Source organism: Streptomyces sp. NPDC012637, from assembly GCF_042954805.1.
GTDB lineage: Bacteria > Actinomycetota > Actinomycetes > Streptomycetales > Streptomycetaceae > Streptomyces.
The window spans coordinates 218,587-237,769 of the sequence record NZ_JBIBDS010000001.1; the positions used below are offsets into that span (position 1 = coordinate 218,587).

Consider the following 19,183-nt stretch of genomic DNA (forward strand, 5'->3'; position numbering starts at 1 on the left):
GTCCGTCGGCGCTGGACTCGCCGGGGCCGGTGGTCCCGTCCCGCGGCTCGCCGGCACCGGATCCCTCGGCGAGGAGCTCGCGGTTTCCGGGTCCTTCGGAGCGGATTTCCTCCGAGCGGGGTTCTCGGAGTCCTTCGGAGCGGGGTTCGTCGGAGCGGGGTTCTGGCGGCATGGATCCTGTCTATCCGATCTTCGTAGACACTGTCTACCTCTTGCCACCTGCTTCGTAGACACCGTCTACTGCTATCGCCCGAGCCGTCCGTTACACTGGACGGCAGCGAAGGGGAGTAGCCCTGCGAACCGGTCGTCGACACACTGGAGCCCTCGGGTTCCCGGTGACCGGGTCCGCGCGGAGCGCGGACGGGCGAGACCTTCGGCCAGGCAGTACCGCCACGTCCGCGTTCCGTGGGCGTGGTCCGTCATGCCGGGCCGAGTGGTCCTCCCGTCGCCCACCGAGGCGCCGTGTCGGTCCCGGGCCCGGTCCGAGCAGAGAGCCTCCCCGGTTATGCATCTCGACCCCTTGGCGATCGTCACCGCCTTCGGGCTGATCTTCCTCGCCGAGCTTCCCGACAAGACGATGTTCGCGTCGCTGGCCATGGGCACGCGCATGCGTCCGCTGTACGTGTGGTTCGGCACCGCGACGGCCTTCGTCGTGCACGTGGCCATCGCGGTCGGCGCCGGCAGCCTGCTCGGCCTGCTGCCCGGCTGGACCGTCAAGCTCGTCTCGGCCCTGATGTTCGGCTTCGGCGCCTTCATGCTGCTGCGCGGCGGCGGGGACGACGAGAGCGAGGCGGACGCCGGCGGCAGGACCGTGACCGGCTTCTGGCCCGTCTACTCCACCGCCTTCATGGCCGTGTTCATCAGCGAGTGGGGCGACCTCACCCAGATCACCACGGCCAACCTGGCCGCCACCAACGGCACCTGGTCGACCGCCGTCGGCTCCGCCGCCGCCCTGATGACCGTCTCGGCACTCGCGCTGGTCGCGGGCCGCTTCATCGCGAAGAAGGTCCCACTGAAGACGGTGCAGCGGATCGGCGGCGTCTGCATGGCCGCGCTCGCCGTGTGGTCGCTCGCCGAGATCTTCACCGGCTGACGCACGGCCGGGCCGCCGCCCGTCGTGATCCACACGGGCGGCGGCCGGTTCCTCCCGAGAGCGACCGGGCGGAGGCCGAGGGAGACCGAGCGAGGGGTGAGCGGGCCCCGGGAGCGGGGCGCCATCTCTTGCTGAAGGAGTGAATCACTGCTTCACTCCTTCCATGCCCTACCGACGCACGCCCGCGGTCCAGGCCCGCCTCGACGCACAGCGCACCGCCGTCGTCGAGGCGGGCCTCGGCCTGCTGGCCGAGCACGGCTACGCCGGCTGCACCGTCGCCGCCGTCGCCGCGCGGGCGGGAATCGCCACCGGAAGCGTCTACCGCCACTTCCCCAGCAAGGCCGAGCTCTCCGTCGAGCTGTTCCGGACGGTCGTCCAGCGCGAGGTCGCCGCCGTCTCCGAGGCCGCCGCGCTCGGCTCGCACCGGACGGCCGCCGACCGGGTCGTGGCGGTCATCGAGACCTTCGCCGGCCGCGCCCTCAAGGCGCCGCGCCTCGCCTACGCGCTGCTCGCCGAGCCGGTCGACCCGGCCGTCGACGCCGAACGGCTCGTCTTCCGCCGCGCGTTCCGCGACGTCTTCGCCGAGCGGATCGCGGCCGGCGTACGGGACGGCGAACTGCCGCCCCAGGACGCCGTCCTGACCGCCTCCGCGCTCGTCGGCGCGGGCGCGGAGGCGCTTATCGGCCCGCTGACGGACGGGTCCCCCGCGCCCGGCACCGTCCCCGCACTGGTCACCTTCACCCTGCGAGCTCTGGGAGTTCCCGATGCCGACCACGCATGAGGTCACCAACCAGGTTCCGCCGCTCACCGGCTACGACGTCTCGGCCGACCCGGCGCTCCTCGAGGCGCTGCGCCGTGAGGGCGCCGGCTGGGCGGAGGGCGACGTCCGCGAGCTGGGGGTGCGGGCCGGTGACGCCGAGGCGCAGGAGTGGGGGCGGCTCGCCGAGCGCCACTCCCCCGTGCTGCACACCCACGACCGGTACGGCCACCGGATCGACGAGGTCGAGTTCCACCCGTACTGGCACCAGCTGATGACCGTCGCCGTGCGGCACGGCCTGCACGCGGCGCCGTGGGCCGACGCGCGGCCGGGCGCCCATGTGGCGCGTGCCGCGAAGGTGTTCGTGTGGGGGCAAGCCGACGCGGGCCACCTGTGCCCGGTCTCGATGACGTACGCCGCCGTGCCCGCGCTGCGTGCCGAGCCGGAGCTGGCCGCCGTCTACGAGCCGCTGCTGACCTCTCCCGACTACGACTTCGGGCTGCGGGTCCCGACGGAGAAGCGCGGCATCATCGCCGGGATGTCGATGACCGAGAAGCAGGGCGGTTCGGACGTCCGGGCCAACACGACCCGCGCGGTGCCCACGGGCGAGCCCGGCACGTACGCGCTGACCGGGCACAAGTGGTTCACCTCGGCGCCGATGTCGGACGTCTTCCTGACCCTCGCGCAGGCGCCCGGAGGGCTGTCCTGCTTCCTGGTGCCGCGCGTGCTGCCCGACGGCTCGCGCAACGCCGTCCGCCTCCAGCGCCTGAAGGACAAGCTGGGCAACAAGTCGAACGCCTCGAGCGAGATCGAGTACGAGGGTGCCCTCGGCCGGCTCGTCGGTGAGGAGGGCCGGGGCGTCGCCACCATCATCCGCATGGTGAACATGACCCGCCTGGACTGTGCGATCAGCTCGGCGTCCGGGATGCGGCTCGGCCTGGTGCAGGCGGTGCACCACGCGACCCACCGCCGCGCCTTCGGCGCGCGGCTCGTCGACCAGCCGCTGATGACCAACGTCCTCGCCGACCTGGCCGTCGAGGCGGAGGCGGCGACGATCGCCGCGATGCGCCTGGCGGGCGCGGTGGACCGCGCGGCGGCCGGTGACCCGGAGGAGGAGCAGCTTCGCCGCCTGGGCCTCGCCGTCACCAAGTACTGGGTGTGCAAGCGGGCTCCCGCGCACGCGGCCGAGGCCCTGGAGTGCCTGGGCGGCAACGGCTACGTCGAGGACTCGGGGCTGCCCCGGCTCTACCGGGAGTCGCCACTGCCGTCCATCTGGGAGGGCTCGGGCAACGTGGCGGCGCTCGACGTGCTGCGCGCGATGGCGAAGCAGCCCGCCGCCGTGGAGGCCTTCTTCGCCGAGGTCGACCGCGCGGCCGGCGCCGACCGCCGCCTGGACGCCGCCGTGGCCCGGCTGCGCAAGGAGCTCGCCGACCTCGGCGACCCGGCGGCCCTCCAGTACCGGGCCCGCCGGCTGGTCGAGCACCTCGCGCTGGTCCTCCAGGGTTCCCTGCTCGTCCGCCACGGCCACCCGGCGGTCGCCGACGCCTTCTGCGCCTCCCGCCTGGACGGCGACTGGGGCATCGCCTTCGGCACGCTGCCGCCCGGCGTGGACACGGCGTCGATCATCGAGCGCGGCGCGCCGCTCACCACCGGGGCGTAGTCACGGCGGTCCGGCCGTTCGCCCGGCGGGGGCCACCTCGTCGTGCGAGTCTGGTGCCCGACGTCCATCGCCCGCGGCGAGACCGAGACGGAGGCCCAGGTGAGCGCGGAAGCCACGCACGAGGAGGTCCGGGCGGCTCTGGAGCGGGGCGCGGAGAAGGTCGCGCCGCAGGTGATCGGCTGGCGGCGGCACCTGCACCGGCACCCCGAGCTGTCCAACCGGGAGGAGCGGACGGCGGCGTTCGTCGCGGAGCATCTGCGCTCCCTCGGTCTCGACGAGGTCCGCACCGGCATCGCGGGGCACGGAGTGGTGGGCGTGCTCAGGGGCGGACGACCGGGACCGCGTGCGGTCGCCCTGCGGGCGGACATCGACGCGCTCCCGGTCAGGGACCTGTGCGGGGCGGACTTCGCGTCGGAGACGGTGGACGCCGACTACCCGGGCGGACCGTTCCCCGTCTCCCACGCGTGCGGGCACGACTGCCACACCGCGATGCTGATGGGCGCGTCGACCGTCCTCGCCGGCGCGCGCGAACAGCTGCCCGGCACCGTCCTGTTCGTGTTCCAGCCGGCCGAGGAGGGCCCGCCGGTCACCGAGGACGGCGGGGCGCGGGCCATGGTGGAGGCGGGCGCCTTCGCCGATCCGGTGCCGAGCATGGTGTTCGGCATGCACGTTACGCCGTACCCGAAGGGCTACGTCGGCTACCGGACCGGCAACCAGTACGCGGCCTCCACGTTGGTCCGCGTCGTCGTCACGGGCAGGCAGGTGCACGGCTCCACGCCCTGGCAGGGCGTCGACCCGATGCCGGCGGCCGGCGCCGTGCTCACCGGCATCGGTCAGATCTACCGTCAGGTCTCCGCCTTCGATCCGGTCACCGTCACCATCGGGCACGTCGAGGACGTCGGCCGGTTCAACATCATCGGCCAGACCGTGACGCTGTGGGGCACGATCCGCTGCGCGGCCGAGTCCGGCATGGCGGACGTGCAGCGGCGGCTGGCGACGCTCGTCGAGCACACGGCGGCGGCCTACAACGCCACGGCCGCCGTGGACTTCCTCCAGCCGGTGCCGCCGGTGCACAACACCGCGGCGTGGGTGGAGGCGGGGCTGCCGACGCTGCGGCGGGTGGTCGGCGCGGACCGGGTCGTCGAGACCGGCGCGACGCTCGGGTACGACGACGTGTCGGAGTTCGTGAACCGCTTCGGGGGTCTCTACGTGATGCTCGGCGTCCAGGACGCCGTCCTCGACGAGGACGGGCGGCCGGTCCCGGTGCCCGGCGGCCGGGGCCTGGTCACCAACCACAACCCGCACTTCTACGCGGACGACGGCACCCTCGTGACCGGTGTGCGGCTGCACGCGCACGTGGCGTACGACCACCTGACGGGCGCCCTGGCGACGGACTGACCGAAAAGCGCCGGGCCCCGCCCGCCCCCGCTTCACTCGTTCGTGAGTTTTCCCCGTGCCTCCTGTCGTACGTGATCACGCTGAGGGCCATGACGTCGGAGAACGGGCAGACGAACGAGCACCGAGGACGGGACGACCAGGCGGTGCTGCTGGTGGCGGGACTCGCCGACCTGGCGGTGAGCACGCTGGGTTCGGCACTGGGGACGGTACGGGGGCTGTTACGGCGCTCGGACACCGTGCAGCTGGTCGAGGAGGCGGAGCGGGACCTGGTCGCACGCGGGCGGCTCGCCCTGGACCGCCACGCGACGGTCCCGCCGGCCCATCTGGAGCTGCTCGCCCGGCACGTCCTCGCCACACGGTTCCGAGCCGATGGCTGAGGCGTGGGACCCCGGCGCGTTCAGGGCCCGGATCGACAGGGTGCTGCACGGCTTCGTGGCAGAGGAGGCCGACCGGCTCGTGGACGTCGACCCGGCGCTCGGGCCGGTGGCCGAGCAGCTGGAGACGGCAGTCGCGCGCGGCAAACGGCTGCGGGCGGCGTTCTGTTACTGGGGCTGGCGGGGCGGCGGGCAGCCGGACAGCGACGCCCTGCTGCGCGCGGCGGCGTCCATGGAGCTGGTGCACGCGGCCGCGGTGGTGCACGACGACCTGATCGACGACAGTGCGCTGCGGCACGGGCGGCCCACCGCGCACCGGGCGCTGCGCGCCGCCGTGCCGCACCACCCGCGGTCCGGCGCAGCGGCCCGGTCCCTCGCGATGCTCGTCGGGGACCTGCTGATGTCGCTCGCCGGGCAGTTGTTCGTGACCAGCGGACTGCCCGCGGCCTACCTCGCCCGGGCGCGCCCGCTGTGGGCGGCGCTCGCGCGGGAGCTGGTCGCGGGCGAGTGCCTGGAGATCCTGCGTACGGGCGCGGCGCCGGACACGGCGGCCTCGCTCAAGGTGATCCGCTACAAGACCGCCAAGTACACCGTGGAACAGCCGCTGCTGATCGGCGGCACACTGGCCGGGGCCGCGCCGCGGCTCGGCGCGGGCTACTCCGCGTACGGCCTGCCGCTCGGCGAGGCCTTCCAGCTGCGGGACGACCTGCTCGGCCTGTTCGGCGACCCCGCGCGCACGGGCAAGGACACCGGCGACGACCTGCGCGGGCAGCGGCCGACCGCGCTCCTCGCGGAGACCTGGCGGGTCGCGGACACCGCCCAGCGCGAGCGGCTGGGCGCCCTTCTGGGCCGGGACGGGACCGATCCCGAGGAGGTGCGCGTGCTGATGCGGAGCCTGCGGACCCCGGAACGCGTGGAACACATGATCGCCGCCCGGGTCGAGGAGGCGCTGGACGCGCTCGACGGTCTCGACGCCCCGCCCGCGGCCGTCGCCGCGCTCGCCTCCCTGGCCCACTCCGCTTCGGCCCGCCTTTCCTGACCCCTGTAAGGAGCCCGCATGATCCCCACGGAGGCGTCGATGGACGCCCTGCGCCAGGCCGGCGACGAACTCGCCGACGCCACCGTCGCCACCCTCTTCGAACGCGGGGAGGTCGGCACGTTCAACACCCTGATGCGTTACGTCTCCACGTCCGGCGCGCCGCTGCCGGACGGACTGCCCGACGTCGCCCGGGAGTACCTGGCGGTCACCGCGGCCCCGCCGAGCTGGGTCGACTGGGGCGAGATGGAGAAGGCCCGGCTGTTCTTCGCGGACAACGACGTGCACATCACCACGGCGCTGTCCTTCGCCTCCATGCCCGCCTGCTATCTCGTGCCGCACGTGGCCAAGCTGCTCGCGACGACGCACGGCCTGAAGTACCCGGCCAAGCGCATGGCGGAGACGGGTCAGTTCACGCTGTACCTGATGCGGCCGGACGCCTTCGAGGCGGGCGGGCGGTTCGTGCCGGCCGCGCAGAAGGTGCGGCTGCTGCACGCCTCCATCCGTCACCACCTGAAGCGTGAGGACCGCTGGGACGCCGCGCTGGGCGTGCCGATCTGTCAGGAGGACATGATCGGCGGGCAGATGTTCTTCTCGATGCTGGTCCTGGACAGCCTGCACCGGCTGGGCATCCACATGTCCGTGGAGGGTGCGGAGGCCTACTTCTACGCGTGGCGGGTGGTCGGCGCGATGCTCGGCGTGGACCAGGAGGCGGTGCCGGAGAACCTCGACGAGGCGCGCCGGTTCCTCGACCTGTACATGATCCGGCACATGGGTCCGTCCGAGGAGGGAGCGCTGCTCACCCGGCAGCTCGTCGAGCTGTACGAGGAGGTCGTGCCGGGCACCTTCTTCGACCCGATCGTGTCCGCGCTGATCCGCCATCTGGTGGGCGACACCTGCGCGGACTGGCTGCAGGTCGCCCGTACCCCGTGGGACACGGTCGTCAAGGCGGTGCCGCACCTGCTCGGCGTCCTGGAGACCGTCGAGGACCGTTCGCCGCTCGGCGCCTGGCTCCTGGACCGGCTCGGCCATCTCACCACGGTGTTCGAGCTGTCCTCCCTCACCCGCGGCCGGGTCATGCACTACGCGATCCCGGAGCACCTCAAGAAGGACTACGGCGTGTCCTCCACGGTGTCGCCCAAGCGCCGGTGGAGCCCGCCGCCCGCGGTCCTGGCGCCCTAGGTCCTGTCGTCGAACTCCCGTCGTCGCCCGGAGGGCGGGCGGGAGTCCGACGACAGGGGCCTAGGTCTCGTCCCGGGCCTGCCGGGGCCGGTGCCGGAGGGCGCCGATGTACACGCCCGCCAGGATCAGGGGGGTGCCCAGGAGCAGGGAGGCGGTGAGGGGTTCGTCGTCGAGCCAGGCCGACACGAGGATGGTGACGACGGGGACGACGACGAAGATGTACGCGGCGCGGGACGCATCCCAGCGCTGCAGGACGAACAGGAAGAGCACGAAGGTGAGGACGGAGCCGGCGATCACCATGTAGGCCAGGGCCCACCAGGTGGCGGCCCGGTCGGGAAGGCGCCAGGTGTCCCCCACCGCGGCGGAGCCGGCGAAGAGGAGGACGGACGCGGCGGTCATGCCGACGGCGTTCATGGTGACGGGGTGGACCCTCGGGAGCCGTCGGACGAGGACCGTCGCCTGGGCGAAGGAGAGCATGGAGCCGAGGATCGCCAGGAAGGACAGCACGGGCACCGACTCGCTGAGCGGTGTGCGGGAGATGACCGCCACGCCCGCCGTGGCGAGGACGGTGCCGACGGCGGCCGCGAGCCGGAAGCGTTCGAGGCCCTGGGCGACGGCGAGCAGAAGGGTGGCGAGCGGGGTCAGGGAGAGGATCGTCTGGCCGAATCCGGCGTGGACGCGGACGAGCGCGTAGTACGCGAGGGCGAACGTGACACCGAAGTTGAGGACGCCGAAGAGGACGGCACCTGCCAGGGCCCGCCCGCGCGGGAAGGGCATCCGGCGCACGGCCATGAGGGCGAGCAGGACGAGGGAGGCGGCGCCGAAGCGGAGGGCGGCGCCCCAGAGGGGGTCGAGTTCTCGGTTGCTGAAGCGGACGCCGACCGCGTTGCCGCCCGCGAGCACCGCGGCGGCGACGAACGCGGCGAGCGTCAGCCGGTCTTCGGCGCGCTGCACCGCCTCACCGTAGCCGTGGCGCCTCCGCGGGCCCGGCCGGGACACGCGCCGCCGTCTCGGCGAACGCCCTGACGAGGGCGGTCTCGGCGGCGGTAGCCCAGACCAGTCCGTACTCCAGAGGCGGTGCGTCGTGGAAGGGCACGTAGGCGATGCCGGGGCGCGGGTGGTAACGGGCGCCGCAGGCGGCGCCCGGGGAGACGCCGCGTCCGGCTCCGACGAGGGAGAGCAGCTCCTCCCAGGTGACGGCGGCCGGGCCGTGGGCGACGGCCGCGCCGGAGGGGGTGCGGGTCGGGTAGTGGGCCTCGCGCCAGGAGCGGGAGCGGGAGCGTCCGGTGGTGACCAGGGTGAGCCCCGCGAGGTCCTCCACGCTCACGGAGGCGCGGGAGGCCAGCGGATGGCCGGCCGGGACGAGCAGCACCCGGTCCTCGCGGGTGAGGACCGGACCGACGGTGAGGCCGGGGACGTCCACGGGGAGGGCCGCGTACTGGAGGTCGATCTCGCCGTCCTCGACGGGACGGGTGCCGGCGTCGGCGGGGACCTCGCGGAGGGTGATCTCGCAGCCGGGATGGCGGGTGAGGAAGGCGTCGACGGCGGCGGCGAGGAGTTCGCCGCCCCAGGGGGAGCCGAAGCCGACCCGGAGGGTGCCGAGCATGCCGCGGCCGGCGGCGGTGGCGCTTTCGAGTGCGGCGAGGATCCGGGCGTGGGCGGGGCGCAGTTCGTCGTGGAGGCGGCGGCCGACGGGGGTGAGGGCGACGCTGCGGCTGGTGCGGGCGAACAGCGGCGTGCCGACGCGGCGCTCCAGCTTCTTGACGGTCTGGCTGATGCGGCCGGTGGAGACGCCGAGGAGCTCGGCGGTGCGGCCGAAGTGCAGCTCGTCGCCGAGCGTCAGGAACGCTTCGAGTTCGTGCCGCTCCAGCACCCGGGCGCCTCCGATCGTTGAGTTCTCCTAAACGCCGCTTGCATTGAAGCACCTTGATGGGGTCCGGCGGCGGGCGGGAGCCTGAAGCACGTGCCTCTCCTCCGCTCCTCCGCCCGCTTCCGCCGCTCACTCCCCACGTCCGCCGACCCGCCCGCCGGGCCATTGCCCGCCCCCACCCCGGCCGCAGCCCCTGCGCCGACGCCCGCGCCCGCCGTGAACGTCCTCGTCCTCGCCGTGGCCGGGGCCGTGACGGTGGCGAACATCTACTTCCCGCAGCCGCTGCTCGCCGCCGTCGCGCGCGGCCTCGCGGTCTCCGACCGCACGGCCGGCCTGGTGGCGACGGCCGCGCAGCTCGGGTACGCGCTCGGCATCCTGCTGCTCGTGCCGCTCGCCGACACGGCGCGGCTGCGCCGGCTGACCAGGGCGCTGCTGGGCCTGACCGCCGCCGCGCTGCTGGTGGCGGCGGCCGCGCCGAACGTCCTGACGCTGGTGCTCGCGACGCTCGCCCTGTCGACCACCACCGTGCTCCCGCAGATCCTCACCCCGGTCGCGGCCGCCCTCGCGGGCCCGGAGCGGCGTGGGCGGGTGGTCGGGGTCATCGGCCTGGGTCTCACCCTGGGCTCGACGCTCTCCCGTACCGTCTCGGGCGCGGTGTCCGACGGGAGCGGCAGCTGGCGGACCGCCTATCTGGTGGCCGCGGCGGCGACGGCGGCCCTCGTGTGGGTGCTGCCGCGGACGCTGCCGGAGCGCCTCGGCGCCCCGGGCGCGCGCCCGGTCCCGTACGGGCGGATGCTCGCCGGGCTGCCCCGGCTGCTCGCCGCCCACCGTGCCCTGAGGGCGTCGGCGCTGCGGAGCGCCTGCGTGTTCGGCGCGTACAGCGTGTTCTGGGCGGCGCTGGTCTTCCATCTGGCCGCGCCTCCGCTGGGTTACGGGCCGGGGGCGGCGGGCCTGTTCGGGCTGCTCACCGTGCCGGCGGCGCTCGCGTCGGCGCTCGCGGGGCCGCTCACCGACCGGTTCGGGGCGGGGCCGGTGGGCCGCTGGGCGCTGGGGTGCGTGGGGCTCGGGCTCGCGGCGGCGGCGCTGGCGCCGGGCTCGCCGGCCGCCCTGGCGGCGGGCGCCGGTCTGGTGGTCCTGGGCACGAGCTCCTGCCAGGTGGCGAACCAGGCGCGCGTCCTGGGGCTGGGGCGGGACGTGGCCGCCCGGGTGAACACGGTGTTCATGCTGGCCACGTTCGGCGGGGGCGCGCTCGGTTCGCTGACCGCCGCCTGGCTGTACGGGGCGTACGGCTGGACCGGGACGGTGCTCGCGGCGGCGGGGTTCGCCGTGGCCGGTCTCGCGGCCGGTGGGGGACGGCCCCGAGTTGCGTGACGCCCGGCACGCGCAAGGCTGGGGGATATCCGTCCGCGTACTCCGAGGGAGACACGATGCAGGAGCCCGCACCCCACGACCTCGGCGCCCTCGTCGACGAGCACCTGGCGAAAGCCCGCACCGACGCCCACGGCCGCAGCGCCCATGTCGTGGTGCACGACGGGGTCCTGCGGCAGAGCGTGATCGCCCTGATCGCGGGCATGGCGCTCGACGAGCACAACGCGCCGCCGGCGGCGAGCCTGCAGGTCCTGCGCGGCCGGGTGGAGCTGACGGCTGCGGGGCGGACGCAGGAGCTGGCGACCGGCCAGCTCCAGATGATCCCGAAGGAACGTCACGGCCTCACCGCGATCGAGGACGCCGTCGTCCTGCTGACGGCCGTCAACGACTGACCTCCGCCGTCGGCCGGGCGGCGTGCCACGATCCCGCCGGACGGGCACCGGGCCGTTCAGCGCTGCGGCGTCACGAGCACCAGCGGCGTGCCGTGGCACGGCGTCAGGCGCAGGTCGCCGTGCCGGTGCACGGCCGGGGGCGCGGCGAGGACCGCGGCGAAGTCCGGTCCCTTGGTGAGGGAACCCGCGAGATGGGCCGGGTCGGTGGAGGCGGCGACCCGGCCGCGGGCGTTCACCAGCCGGGCGGGGACGGGCAGTTCCTGGAGGACGGGCAGCACGGCCGCCTCGAAGTGGCGCAGATAGACGTCGGCGGTTGGCGACCCCGACGAACGCGCCGCCGACGTGCACGGGAGCGGAGAGGGTCAGGCCGTACTCGTCGGAACACAGGTAGTCGACGTAGGGCCCGGCGACGGCCCGTCGGCCGGTCTCGCGGGGCAGCTCGTACCAGTCCCAGTGGGTGTAGTCGGAGTACGCGGAGTGCTCCGGGTCGAGGTCGACGAGCAGCGGCCGGACGACGCCGTCGGGGCCGCGCTGCCACCACTCCAGCCAGGCCGGCACGTCCGCGAGCAGTCCGGCCGCGGCGACGAGGCCGATGCCGGAGACGAGACCCGCGAGGGATTCCGGGGCTGCGGGACGTCTCCTTCCCCTGCTGCGCTCGGCGCTGCTCGCGGGCGGCCTCCTCGCCTTCGCCCTCTCCTTCGACGAGGTCGTGGTGACCACCTTCACGGCGGGTCCCGTAGTGCAGACCCTGCCGCTGTGGATCTTCGACAACATGACGCGACCTCAGCAGGCGCCCGTGGTGAGCGTGGTGGCGGCGCTGCTCGTGCTGCTCTCCGTGATCCCCATCTACGCGGCGCAGCGGCTGTCCTCGGACACGGCGGGCGGCGGGCGCGTCTGACGCGGTGCCCCGCGTGCCGCTCGCGCCGAGATCGGCACGGCGTCGGTCCGGGCGGCGAGCGGGGTCACGAACGCCCCGTTCCTCTCCGCCGTCGGCCCTGGCGGGGACCGTGCGGACCGGCCGTGCCGCCCGGGCCCGGCTCCCGGCCCCACTCCAGGGTGACCCAGAGACTGGCGCTCGTGGTGCCCTGCACGACGAGCGCGGTGAGTCTGCCGCTGTCCAGGCCGAGCTGGCAGCCGAACTCGACGGTGGCGCGGTCGGGCGCGGCCCGGTGCAGGGCCTCGCCGAGCTGTCCGGCGAAGGAGGACAGGGCGGCGGTGACCCCGGACAGATCGGGCAGCCGCCCGCCGATGCCCTCCAGTCCTTCGTCCGCCGCCTCGTCCGCCGCGACGTGCACCGGTGCGGCGTCGAGGGGTTCCGCCTCCACGTAGAGCGCGCCGTCGGCGAGTTCGACCCTGACGATCTCCGTCATCGTGACTCCTCGGTGTGCGGTCAGAGGGCGGGCCGGAGCGCGCTGCCGTCCGGCCCGGCCCCGGAGGCGCCGGGTCCGGTGGCCCCGGTGCCCGGGGTGCCGGTGCCGAAGGCGCTGCCGCGGCGCCACTCGGACCAGCTCAGGTTCCAGTCGCCGTAGCCGTTGTCGAAGGGGGTCATCCGCTTGCCGTGCCCGTTGATCACGCGCACCACGTCGCCCTCGCGGACGGTCCGGAACAGCCAGGCGGCGTCCTCGGTGCTCATGCCGGTACAGCCGTGGCTGACGTTCTCGCTGCCCTGGGCGTCCAGCGACCAAGGGGCGGCGTGCAGGTACTCCCCGCTCCACGTCACCCGGGTGGCCCAGCGGACCTTCAGGTCGAAGAAGTCGCTGCTGCCTCGGGCGATGCCGATGGAGTCGCCGCGCATGCGGACCGTGGCCTCCTTGCCGAGGACGACCTTGACTCCGCCCCGGGTCCGGTAGCCGGCCCTGCCGGTGGTGACGGGGATGGTGCGGACGACCTCGCCGTCGCGCAGCACGGTGAGGGTGTGCGCGGCGACGTCGGTGACGGCCTCGATCCGGTCGCCGGTGGTGAGGGTGAGGGAGGCGGAGGGCCCGCCGTAGAGGCGGTCGGTGATTTGGACCCCGTCCAGCCCGTTGCGGACGCGGATGGTGGCGCGGGCGGGCCAGTAGCCCGGCGGGCGGTAGTGGAGGGTGGTGGGTCCGACCCAGTGCCAGGCGCCTTCGACGTGCGGCTCGGAGCTGACGTGCAGGGCGCGTTCGACGGCGCGGCGGGCGTCGGGATCGGTGGCGGGCACGGCGTGGCTCAGCTCTGCGGTGAGCGGCTGGCCCACCCCGTAGGTGCCGCCGCCGGGCCCGAGTTCGGCGGTCAGCCGCTCGCCCGCGGGCGCGGCCGGGGTGGTCAGGGCGAGCCGGCCGTGGTGCAGTCGCTGTCGTCCGCCGTCGGTGCGTTCGACGACGAGGCGGGCGGTGTAGCGGCCGTCCGCGGGGAGCGGTGCGGTGCCGGTCCAGCGGCGGCCGTCGGGGCTCACGCGGCCGGCGACGTGGCGGCCCTGGTGGTCGGTGACGTTCACGTCGGCGAGCCGCCCGGCGGTGCGCAGGGTGAGTTCGACGGGTCCGGCGGCGGCACGCCGGTCGAAGGCGAGGGTCCGGCCGTCGAGGCCGACGTTGAGCCGGGGTGTGGTGCACAGGGCACCGGTGGTGGGGCAGCTGGTGATCCCGAGCTGCACCGCTCCGTCGGGAGGGCCACCGACGTGCGCGCCCACGGCGGTCGGCTGGGCCGCCTGGAGCGCCAGCACGGCTCCGACGGCGGCGGACAGCGCGGTCCATCCCCTGACGTTCCTGATGCTGTTTCCGCGTGACGACACGTCGGACGACCACCCCTTCTCGCGCCCGCGCCGGCCTGGCCTGTCCGGTGCATCAAAACGGATCAAAGCGAGAAAAGATGATCAACTGACCGGGCGTGGCGCGTGAGAGGCCCGCGAGACGACTCGAAAGCACCAACGGCCCGGGCTCAGCGCGGCACCTCGGGCAGTTCCTCGCCCGTCTCCAGGAGCGACTTCAGGCTGGCGACGATCGCCGGCCAGCCCTCGCCGACCAGGCTCCTGATGGTGCCGCCGGGTTTCAGGTCGTCATGGACGACGGACAGTTTCACCATGTCCCCGGCCGGTTCGATGGTGTACGTGACCTTGGAACGCCCCTCGTCCACGAGCCGGGCGAAGAGCTCGTCACCGATGCCCACGGCCTGCGCCCATTCGGGTGTGAAGGTGTGCCAGGTGTACGAGAGCACCCGGCCGGTCTCGGCGACGAGCACGACCTGTTCGGGGTCGGAGGTGGTGCGCCCGCCCTCCTCCCAGACCATCGGCGAGCCGACGGCCCAGTCGGTCTCGAAAGCCACGCCCCAGTAGCGGCGGGTGAGGCCGGGGTCGGTCAGCGCCTTCCACAGCTCGTCGGGCGTGGTGCGGATGTACGTCGTATACACGAACGCCTTGCTGTCGCTGCTGCGACGGCTGTCGCCGGTGCCACTGCTGTCACTGCTGTCCATCGGAGCTGCTCCATTGCTGACGTCGGATCGACGGCCGTAGGGACTGCCGCGGTCACGCTCAGGACCGCAGGGCCGCCGCCACGAGCCCCTCGATCGCCTCGGTCCCCCCGCTCACCGCCTCCTCTCCGGCGACCACGCGGTCCAGGACCAGTCCGTCCACGCAGGCGAGCAGGCTCAGCGTGCGGGCCTCGGGGTCCGCGACGCCCCGCGCGGCGAGGAAGGCCCGTACCGCGTCACGCCCCGGGTTCTCCCTCGGCACCAGGATGTCGCGCAGTTCGGGGTCTCGCACGCTCTCCAGGACGCAGGCGTAGCGGGCGAGCGAGCGGCGGCGCCCCTCGCCCTGGGTGCGGGCGGCGACGAGCGCGGCGAGCCCCTGGACGAGGTTGTCGGCCGTCCGGAGTACGGGGGCGCGCTCGGCGGCCGCCACCAGTTCGGCCTGGTCGAGCTCGACGAGCCGCCGCACGAGCGCGCCGAGCAGGGCGGACCGGGTGCGGAAGTACGCGGAGGTGGTCCCGGCCGGCAGGCCCGCGGCCGTGTCGACCGCGCGGTGGGTGAGGCCGCGCATGCCGGCGTCGGCGAGGACGCCGAGCGCGGCATCGGCGAGCAGGGTACGGCGGGGCTTCTCGGAGGTCACCCCCTCTTTCTACACCTGTAGAGGGCGAGCGCTACGCTTCTACAGATGTAGAAGCACGCGGAAGCAGCAGTACGGGAGAGGGGTACGGACATGGGACACAGCGCCGTCGTCGTGGGCGCCGGGATCGGCGGCCTCGCCGCCGCCCTCGGACTCCGGCGCATCGGGTGGGAGGTGACGGTCGTCGACCGCTCGCCCGTCCTCGCCGACGCCGGGGCCGGGATCTCCCTCGCCGCGAACGGCATCCGCGCCCTCGACGCGCTCGGCGTCGGCACCGCCGTACGGGCCGCCGGGCACGGCCAGTACACCGGCGGCGCCCGTACGCCTCGCGGCTCCTGGCTGGCCCGGATGGACGGTGCCGCCCTCGAACGTGCCCTCGGCTCACCCATCGTGGGCATTCCGCGTTCCGAGCTGCACCGCCTGCTGCGCGACGCACTGGAGCCCGGGACGCTGCGCACGGGCATCACGGCGACGGGCGTGGACCCGCTCCGCGGCGGACGGGCGCGTGTGCGGTTCGCCGGGGCGAAGTCCGGATCCGCCGACGGGGAGGGGCCTCAGCCCCAGGGGACAACGGACGCCGTGGAGGCGGATCTGGTCGTGGCCGCCGACGGCATCGGCAGCCGTCTGCGCGCCGCCCTCTTCCCCGCGCACCCCGGCCCCGTGCACAGCGGCTCGACCGTGCTGCGGGCGATCACGGACCGCCCCGTGGACCTCCGTACCGACTTCGAGATCACCTGGGGACGGGGGACCGAGTTCGGGCACATCGCCTTCGCCGACGGACGTGCCGAGTGGCACGCGGTGCTCAACGCACCCGCAGGCGTGCGCCATCCCGACCCCCTCGCCGTGCTGCGCCGGCGCTTCGCCGGCTGGCACGAGCCGGTCCCCGAGCTCCTCGCCGCGACGCGCCCCGGCGCCGTCCTCCAGCACGACATCGCCGAACTGGCCACTCCCCTGCCGTCCTTCGTCTCCGGGCGGGTGGTACTGATCGGCGACGCCGCCCACGCCATGACCCCGAACCTCGGTCAGGGCGCCTGCCAGGCCCTGGAGGACGCCGTGGTGCTCGCCGCCGAGCTCGACGGGGCGCCGGACGTCGACGCCGCGCTCGCCCGCTTCGACGCCGAACGGCGGCCGCGGGCCACGGCCGTGGCCACGGCGGCCCGCCGGGCCGGACGGATCGGGCAGCAACTCGGCCACCCGCTGGCCGTGCCGCTGCGCAACGCGCTGCTGCGGCTCGCCCCGTCCGGCGTGGCGGTGCGCGCGATCCTGCGGCACGCCTCCTGGAACCCGCCCCTCACCAGGTCTTTCCCGGGTGAATAGGTGTGGAGGAAAATATTCAACGGACTGCTAGTTTGTCCGGATGTCTCTCAAGCACGCGGTCCTGGCGGCTCTCCTGGAGGGCGAGGCGTCGGGGTACGACCTGGCCAAGCTCTTCGACGTGTCCGTGGCCAACTTCTGGGCGGCCACGCCGCAACAGCTCTACCGGGAGCTCGACCGGCTCTCCGAGGCCGGTCTCATCACGGCACGGGTGGTGCAACAGGAGCGCCGGCCCAACAAGCGCATGTTCACCCTCACCGAGCCCGGACTCGCCGACCTCGTCGCGTACACCGCGCACCCGCCGAAGCCGACCGCGGTCCGCGACGAACTGCTGGTCCAGGTCCAGGCGTGTGACGCGGGAGACACGGCGGCGGTACGGGCCCACGTACGGGAGCGGATGGAGGCGGCGCGCGGGAAGCTGGCGCGCTACGAGCGGCTCCGCGAGCGGATGCTCGACGGACGGGACGAGGACACGTATCTGCGCGAGGCGGACCGGGTGGGACCGTTTCTGACCCTGCTGCGCGGCATGGCGTTCGAGGAGGAGAACGTCCGCTGGGGCGAGCGGGCCCTGGCGGTCCTCGCCGAACGCGAGTCCCGGCGGACGGCGGGCCGGACGGCCTGACGGACGGCGGGGCCGGGTGGCCTGACGGACGGCGGGGCCGGGTGGCCTGACGGATGCGGGACGGGACGGCGGGCGGACGGCCTGACGGACCAGGGGGGCGGACAGCCTGACGGGCGGCGGGGCGGGTGACCTGACGGCGGGCAGGCGGGCAGGCGGGCAGGCGGGCAGGCGGGCAGGCGGGCAGGCGGGCAGGCGGGCAGGCGGGCAGGCGGGAGCATACGACCCATCAGCCTGCCTATGCTGGCTTCCGTGAACGATAGGCAGCAGCATGGCTCGGGCGACGACTCCGGACCCGCCGCCCCTCCGGACCCGTCCGTGACCCGGCCGGACGTCGACCCGGCACCGCAGTCGCGCGGCCCGCTCGACCTCTCGCTGCTGCGCACCTTCCTGGCCGTGCACCGCACGGGCTCGTTCACGGCCGGGGCACGGCTCCTGAGCCTGTCGCAGCCGACCGTCACCACCCAGATCCGGGCGCTCGAACGACGCCTCGACCGCGAGCTGTTCGAGCGCGGACCGCGCGGCGTGGTGCCGACGCCGTACGCGGACGATCTCGCCGCCCAGGTCGCGGGTCCGATCGACGCGCTCGCCACCATCGCGGACCGCGGTCCCGACGGCGCCCCGCCGGCGCCGCAGCCGGTCCACCTCGCTGGGCCCGCCGAGTTCCTGTCGCTCTGCGCGCTGCCCGCGCTGGCGCCGCTGGTGGGCGAGGGGATCCGGCTCCAGGTCACGCTGGGGCTCACCGACGAGCTGCTCGAGGGACTGCGGGCCGGGCACCACGACCTGGTGGTGGCGACGCACCGGCCGCGTGGCCGGGCCCTGGCCTCGGTGCCGCTCGTCGACGAGGAGTTCGTCCTGGTCGCCTCGCCCGATTGGGCGCGGCGGATCGGCCCCGAGGCGGTGGCGGTGGACGGTCCTGCCGCCCTGCACGGCGTCCCGATGGTGATGTACGCCGCGGACCTGCCGATCGCCCGGCGCTACTGGCGGCACGTCTTCGGGCGCCGCCTCATCGGTGAAGCCGCCGTGACGGTGCCCGACCTGCGAGGCGTGCTCGCGGCCGTGACGGCCGGGGCCGGACTCGGGGTACTGCCGCGCTATCTGTGCCGGGCGGAGCTCGCCGCGGGCCGGCTGACCGCCCTGCTCGACCCGGAGGATCCGCCGATCAACACGTCGTTCCTGGTCCAGCGGCCGGGCACTCCGGAGAACCCGCACGTGCTGCTCGTACGGGACCGGCTGCTGCGGGCCGCACGGAGCTGGTGACGAGTACGCCTACCGTGGGGTAACGTCCGCTCGTATGAACGTCGGTGACATCGTCGAGGACTTCACCCTTCCGGATGAAACGGGGCAGTCCCGTTCCCTGTCCGGGCTGCTGGAAGACGGCCCCGTCGTCCTCTTCTTCTACCCGGCGGCGCTCACACCGGGCTGCACCGCGGAGGCCTGCCACTTCCGGGACCTCGCCGACGAGTTCCGGGCAGCCGGAGCGCTGCCGGTCGGCATCAGCTCGGACGAGGTGGCGCGCCAGCAGGAGTTCGCCGAGCGCCACTCGCTCGGCTATCCGCTGCTCTCCGACTCGTCGGGCGAGATACGGGACAGGTTCGGGGTGAAGCGCGGCTTCTCGCTCGCGCCGACGAAGCGGGTGACGTTCGTCATCGACCAGGACCGCAGGGTCCTGGAGGTGGTCCGCAGCGAGCTGCGGATGAGCGCGCACGCCGACAAGGCACTCGCGGCGCTCCGCGCGCGCAAGGCCTGAGCCCACGTCAGTCACCGAACGGCTTGGCCTTGGCGGCCGCGAACTCCTCGGGCGTGAGAGGTCCCTGCCGAGTGAGTTCGCGAGCCCGGCCGGCTGTTGCGTGAGGGACGGCTGGGGAGCTGAGAGGACGACGGTGCAGGAGCATCCGGCTCAGGTCCTTCCGGCCGTCACCGTGGCGGCCCGGGCCACGGCCTCGCGATGGGCGGCCTGCGCCCTCCCTGTGAACGAGCGCGCCCACGAGCGCCGTTTCCGTCACGGACGTCGTCCTCATCCGAGCACGGCTGCCGCGGGGCCGCACTCGGAGCGG

The 19,183-nt window shown here is 74.1% G+C and carries 19 protein-coding genes and 2 pseudogenes; 14 read left to right on the forward strand and 7 right to left on the reverse strand.

The window, feature by feature from the left end:
• Positions 1–505: 505 nt before the first annotated feature.
• The 7 genes from ACFY8W_RS01065 (at position 506) to ACFY8W_RS01095 (ending at position 7,500) form a co-directional block, all read left to right on the forward strand.
• Positions 506–1,093 (forward strand): TMEM165/GDT1 family protein, encoded by a 588-nt coding sequence (locus tag ACFY8W_RS01065; RefSeq protein WP_391098570.1) that lies wholly within the window; start codon positions 506–508, stop codon positions 1,091–1,093.
• A gap of 163 nt (positions 1,094–1,256) precedes the next feature.
• Positions 1,257–1,874 carry a TetR family transcriptional regulator gene (locus ACFY8W_RS01070; RefSeq protein ID WP_391098573.1) on the forward strand — a complete coding sequence of 206 codons (618 nt, stop codon included), beginning with the start codon at positions 1,257–1,259 and terminating at the stop codon, positions 1,872–1,874.
• A complete protein-coding gene (locus tag ACFY8W_RS01075; protein WP_391098576.1) occupies positions 1,858–3,510 on the forward strand; it encodes an acyl-CoA dehydrogenase family protein in 1,653 nt (550 codons plus the stop codon). Before ACFY8W_RS01070 ends, ACFY8W_RS01075 begins: the two co-directional genes overlap by 17 nt.
• Before the next feature lie 99 nt (positions 3,511–3,609).
• A complete protein-coding gene (locus tag ACFY8W_RS01080; RefSeq protein WP_391098578.1) occupies positions 3,610–4,908 on the forward strand; it encodes an amidohydrolase in 1,299 nt (432 codons plus the stop codon).
• An 89-nt stretch (positions 4,909–4,997) separates the two neighbouring features.
• Positions 4,998–5,285, forward strand: coding sequence for a polyprenyl synthetase (locus ACFY8W_RS01085; protein WP_391098580.1), 288 nt, complete (start codon positions 4,998–5,000; stop codon positions 5,283–5,285).
• Entirely contained in the window at positions 5,278–6,321 is a 1,044-nt protein-coding gene (locus ACFY8W_RS01090; protein WP_391098583.1) for a polyprenyl synthetase family protein, read from the forward strand. The genes ACFY8W_RS01085 and ACFY8W_RS01090 overlap by 8 nt, the downstream gene beginning before the upstream one ends.
• Before the next feature lie 18 nt (positions 6,322–6,339).
• Positions 6,340–7,500, forward strand: a complete 1,161-nt coding sequence (locus tag ACFY8W_RS01095) for an oxygenase MpaB family protein (RefSeq protein WP_391098586.1) — start codon at positions 6,340–6,342, stop codon at positions 7,498–7,500.
• 60 nt (positions 7,501–7,560) lie between these two features.
• Here the strand turns inward: ACFY8W_RS01095 and ACFY8W_RS01100 are convergent, their stop codons facing one another.
• Both ACFY8W_RS01100 and ACFY8W_RS01105 read right to left on the reverse strand, forming a co-directional pair.
• Positions 7,561–8,454, reverse strand: coding sequence for an EamA family transporter (locus ACFY8W_RS01100; protein ID WP_391098588.1), 894 nt, complete (start codon positions 8,452–8,454; stop codon positions 7,561–7,563).
• Positions 8,455–8,458: 4 nt separating this feature from the next.
• Entirely contained in the window at positions 8,459–9,373 is a 915-nt protein-coding gene (locus tag ACFY8W_RS01105) for a LysR substrate-binding domain-containing protein (RefSeq protein WP_391098589.1), read from the reverse strand.
• Positions 9,374–9,463: 90 nt separating this feature from the next.
• Between ACFY8W_RS01105 and ACFY8W_RS01110 the strand changes: the two genes are divergently transcribed.
• The gene (locus ACFY8W_RS01110) at positions 9,464–10,741 is read left to right on the forward strand and encodes an MFS transporter (RefSeq protein WP_391098592.1); all 1,278 of its coding nucleotides are present in this window, start codon (positions 9,464–9,466) and stop codon (positions 10,739–10,741) included.
• Between the two features lie 56 nt (positions 10,742–10,797).
• Entirely contained in the window at positions 10,798–11,130 is a 333-nt protein-coding gene (locus ACFY8W_RS01115; protein ID WP_391098594.1) for a cupin, read from the forward strand.
• Between the two features lie 56 nt (positions 11,131–11,186).
• On the opposite strand, the pseudogene ACFY8W_RS01120 reads toward ACFY8W_RS01115, so the two are convergent.
• Positions 11,187–11,832 (reverse strand): annotated as a pseudogene (locus ACFY8W_RS01120) (cache domain-containing protein); the annotation flags it as partial.
• Here ACFY8W_RS01120 and ACFY8W_RS01125 point away from each other — a divergent pair.
• A pseudogene (locus tag ACFY8W_RS01125) lies at positions 11,774–12,028 on the forward strand (ABC transporter permease); the annotation flags it as partial. The pseudogenes ACFY8W_RS01120 and ACFY8W_RS01125 overlap by 59 nt on opposite strands.
• Positions 12,029–12,092: 64 nt before the next feature.
• On the opposite strand, the gene ACFY8W_RS01130 reads toward ACFY8W_RS01125, so the two are convergent.
• From ACFY8W_RS01130 to ACFY8W_RS01145, 4 genes are all read right to left on the reverse strand, one after another.
• Positions 12,093–12,500, reverse strand: coding sequence for a CU044_2847 family protein (locus tag ACFY8W_RS01130; protein ID WP_391098597.1), 408 nt, complete (start codon positions 12,498–12,500; stop codon positions 12,093–12,095).
• Positions 12,501–12,520: 20 nt separating this feature from the next.
• The gene (locus tag ACFY8W_RS01135; protein WP_391098600.1) at positions 12,521–13,885 is read right to left on the reverse strand and encodes an Ig-like domain-containing protein; all 1,365 of its coding nucleotides are present in this window, start codon (positions 13,883–13,885) and stop codon (positions 12,521–12,523) included.
• Between the two features lie 146 nt (positions 13,886–14,031).
• Positions 14,032–14,562, reverse strand: a complete 531-nt coding sequence (locus ACFY8W_RS01140) for an SRPBCC domain-containing protein (RefSeq protein ID WP_391098603.1) — start codon at positions 14,560–14,562, stop codon at positions 14,032–14,034.
• 58 nt (positions 14,563–14,620) lie between these two features.
• A complete protein-coding gene (locus ACFY8W_RS01145; protein WP_391101642.1) occupies positions 14,621–15,127 on the reverse strand; it encodes a TetR family transcriptional regulator C-terminal domain-containing protein in 507 nt (168 codons plus the stop codon).
• A 159-nt stretch (positions 15,128–15,286) separates the two neighbouring features.
• Between ACFY8W_RS01145 and ACFY8W_RS01150 the strand changes: the two genes are divergently transcribed.
• The 4 genes from ACFY8W_RS01150 to ACFY8W_RS01165 all read left to right on the forward strand — a co-directional run bounded on the left by ACFY8W_RS01150 (position 15,287) and on the right by ACFY8W_RS01165 (position 18,876).
• A complete protein-coding gene (locus ACFY8W_RS01150; protein WP_391098606.1) occupies positions 15,287–16,510 on the forward strand; it encodes an FAD-dependent monooxygenase in 1,224 nt (407 codons plus the stop codon).
• Between the two features lie 40 nt (positions 16,511–16,550).
• Positions 16,551–17,129, forward strand: coding sequence for a helix-turn-helix transcriptional regulator (locus tag ACFY8W_RS01155; RefSeq protein WP_391098608.1), 579 nt, complete (start codon positions 16,551–16,553; stop codon positions 17,127–17,129).
• 249 nt (positions 17,130–17,378) lie between these two features.
• Positions 17,379–18,386: a LysR substrate-binding domain-containing protein gene (locus tag ACFY8W_RS01160; protein ID WP_391098611.1), complete on the forward strand. Its 1,008-nt coding sequence runs from the start codon at positions 17,379–17,381 to the stop codon at positions 18,384–18,386.
• Positions 18,387–18,420: 34 nt separating this feature from the next.
• A complete protein-coding gene (locus ACFY8W_RS01165; RefSeq protein WP_391098613.1) occupies positions 18,421–18,876 on the forward strand; it encodes a redoxin domain-containing protein in 456 nt (151 codons plus the stop codon).
• Positions 18,877–19,183 lie beyond the last annotated feature (307 nt).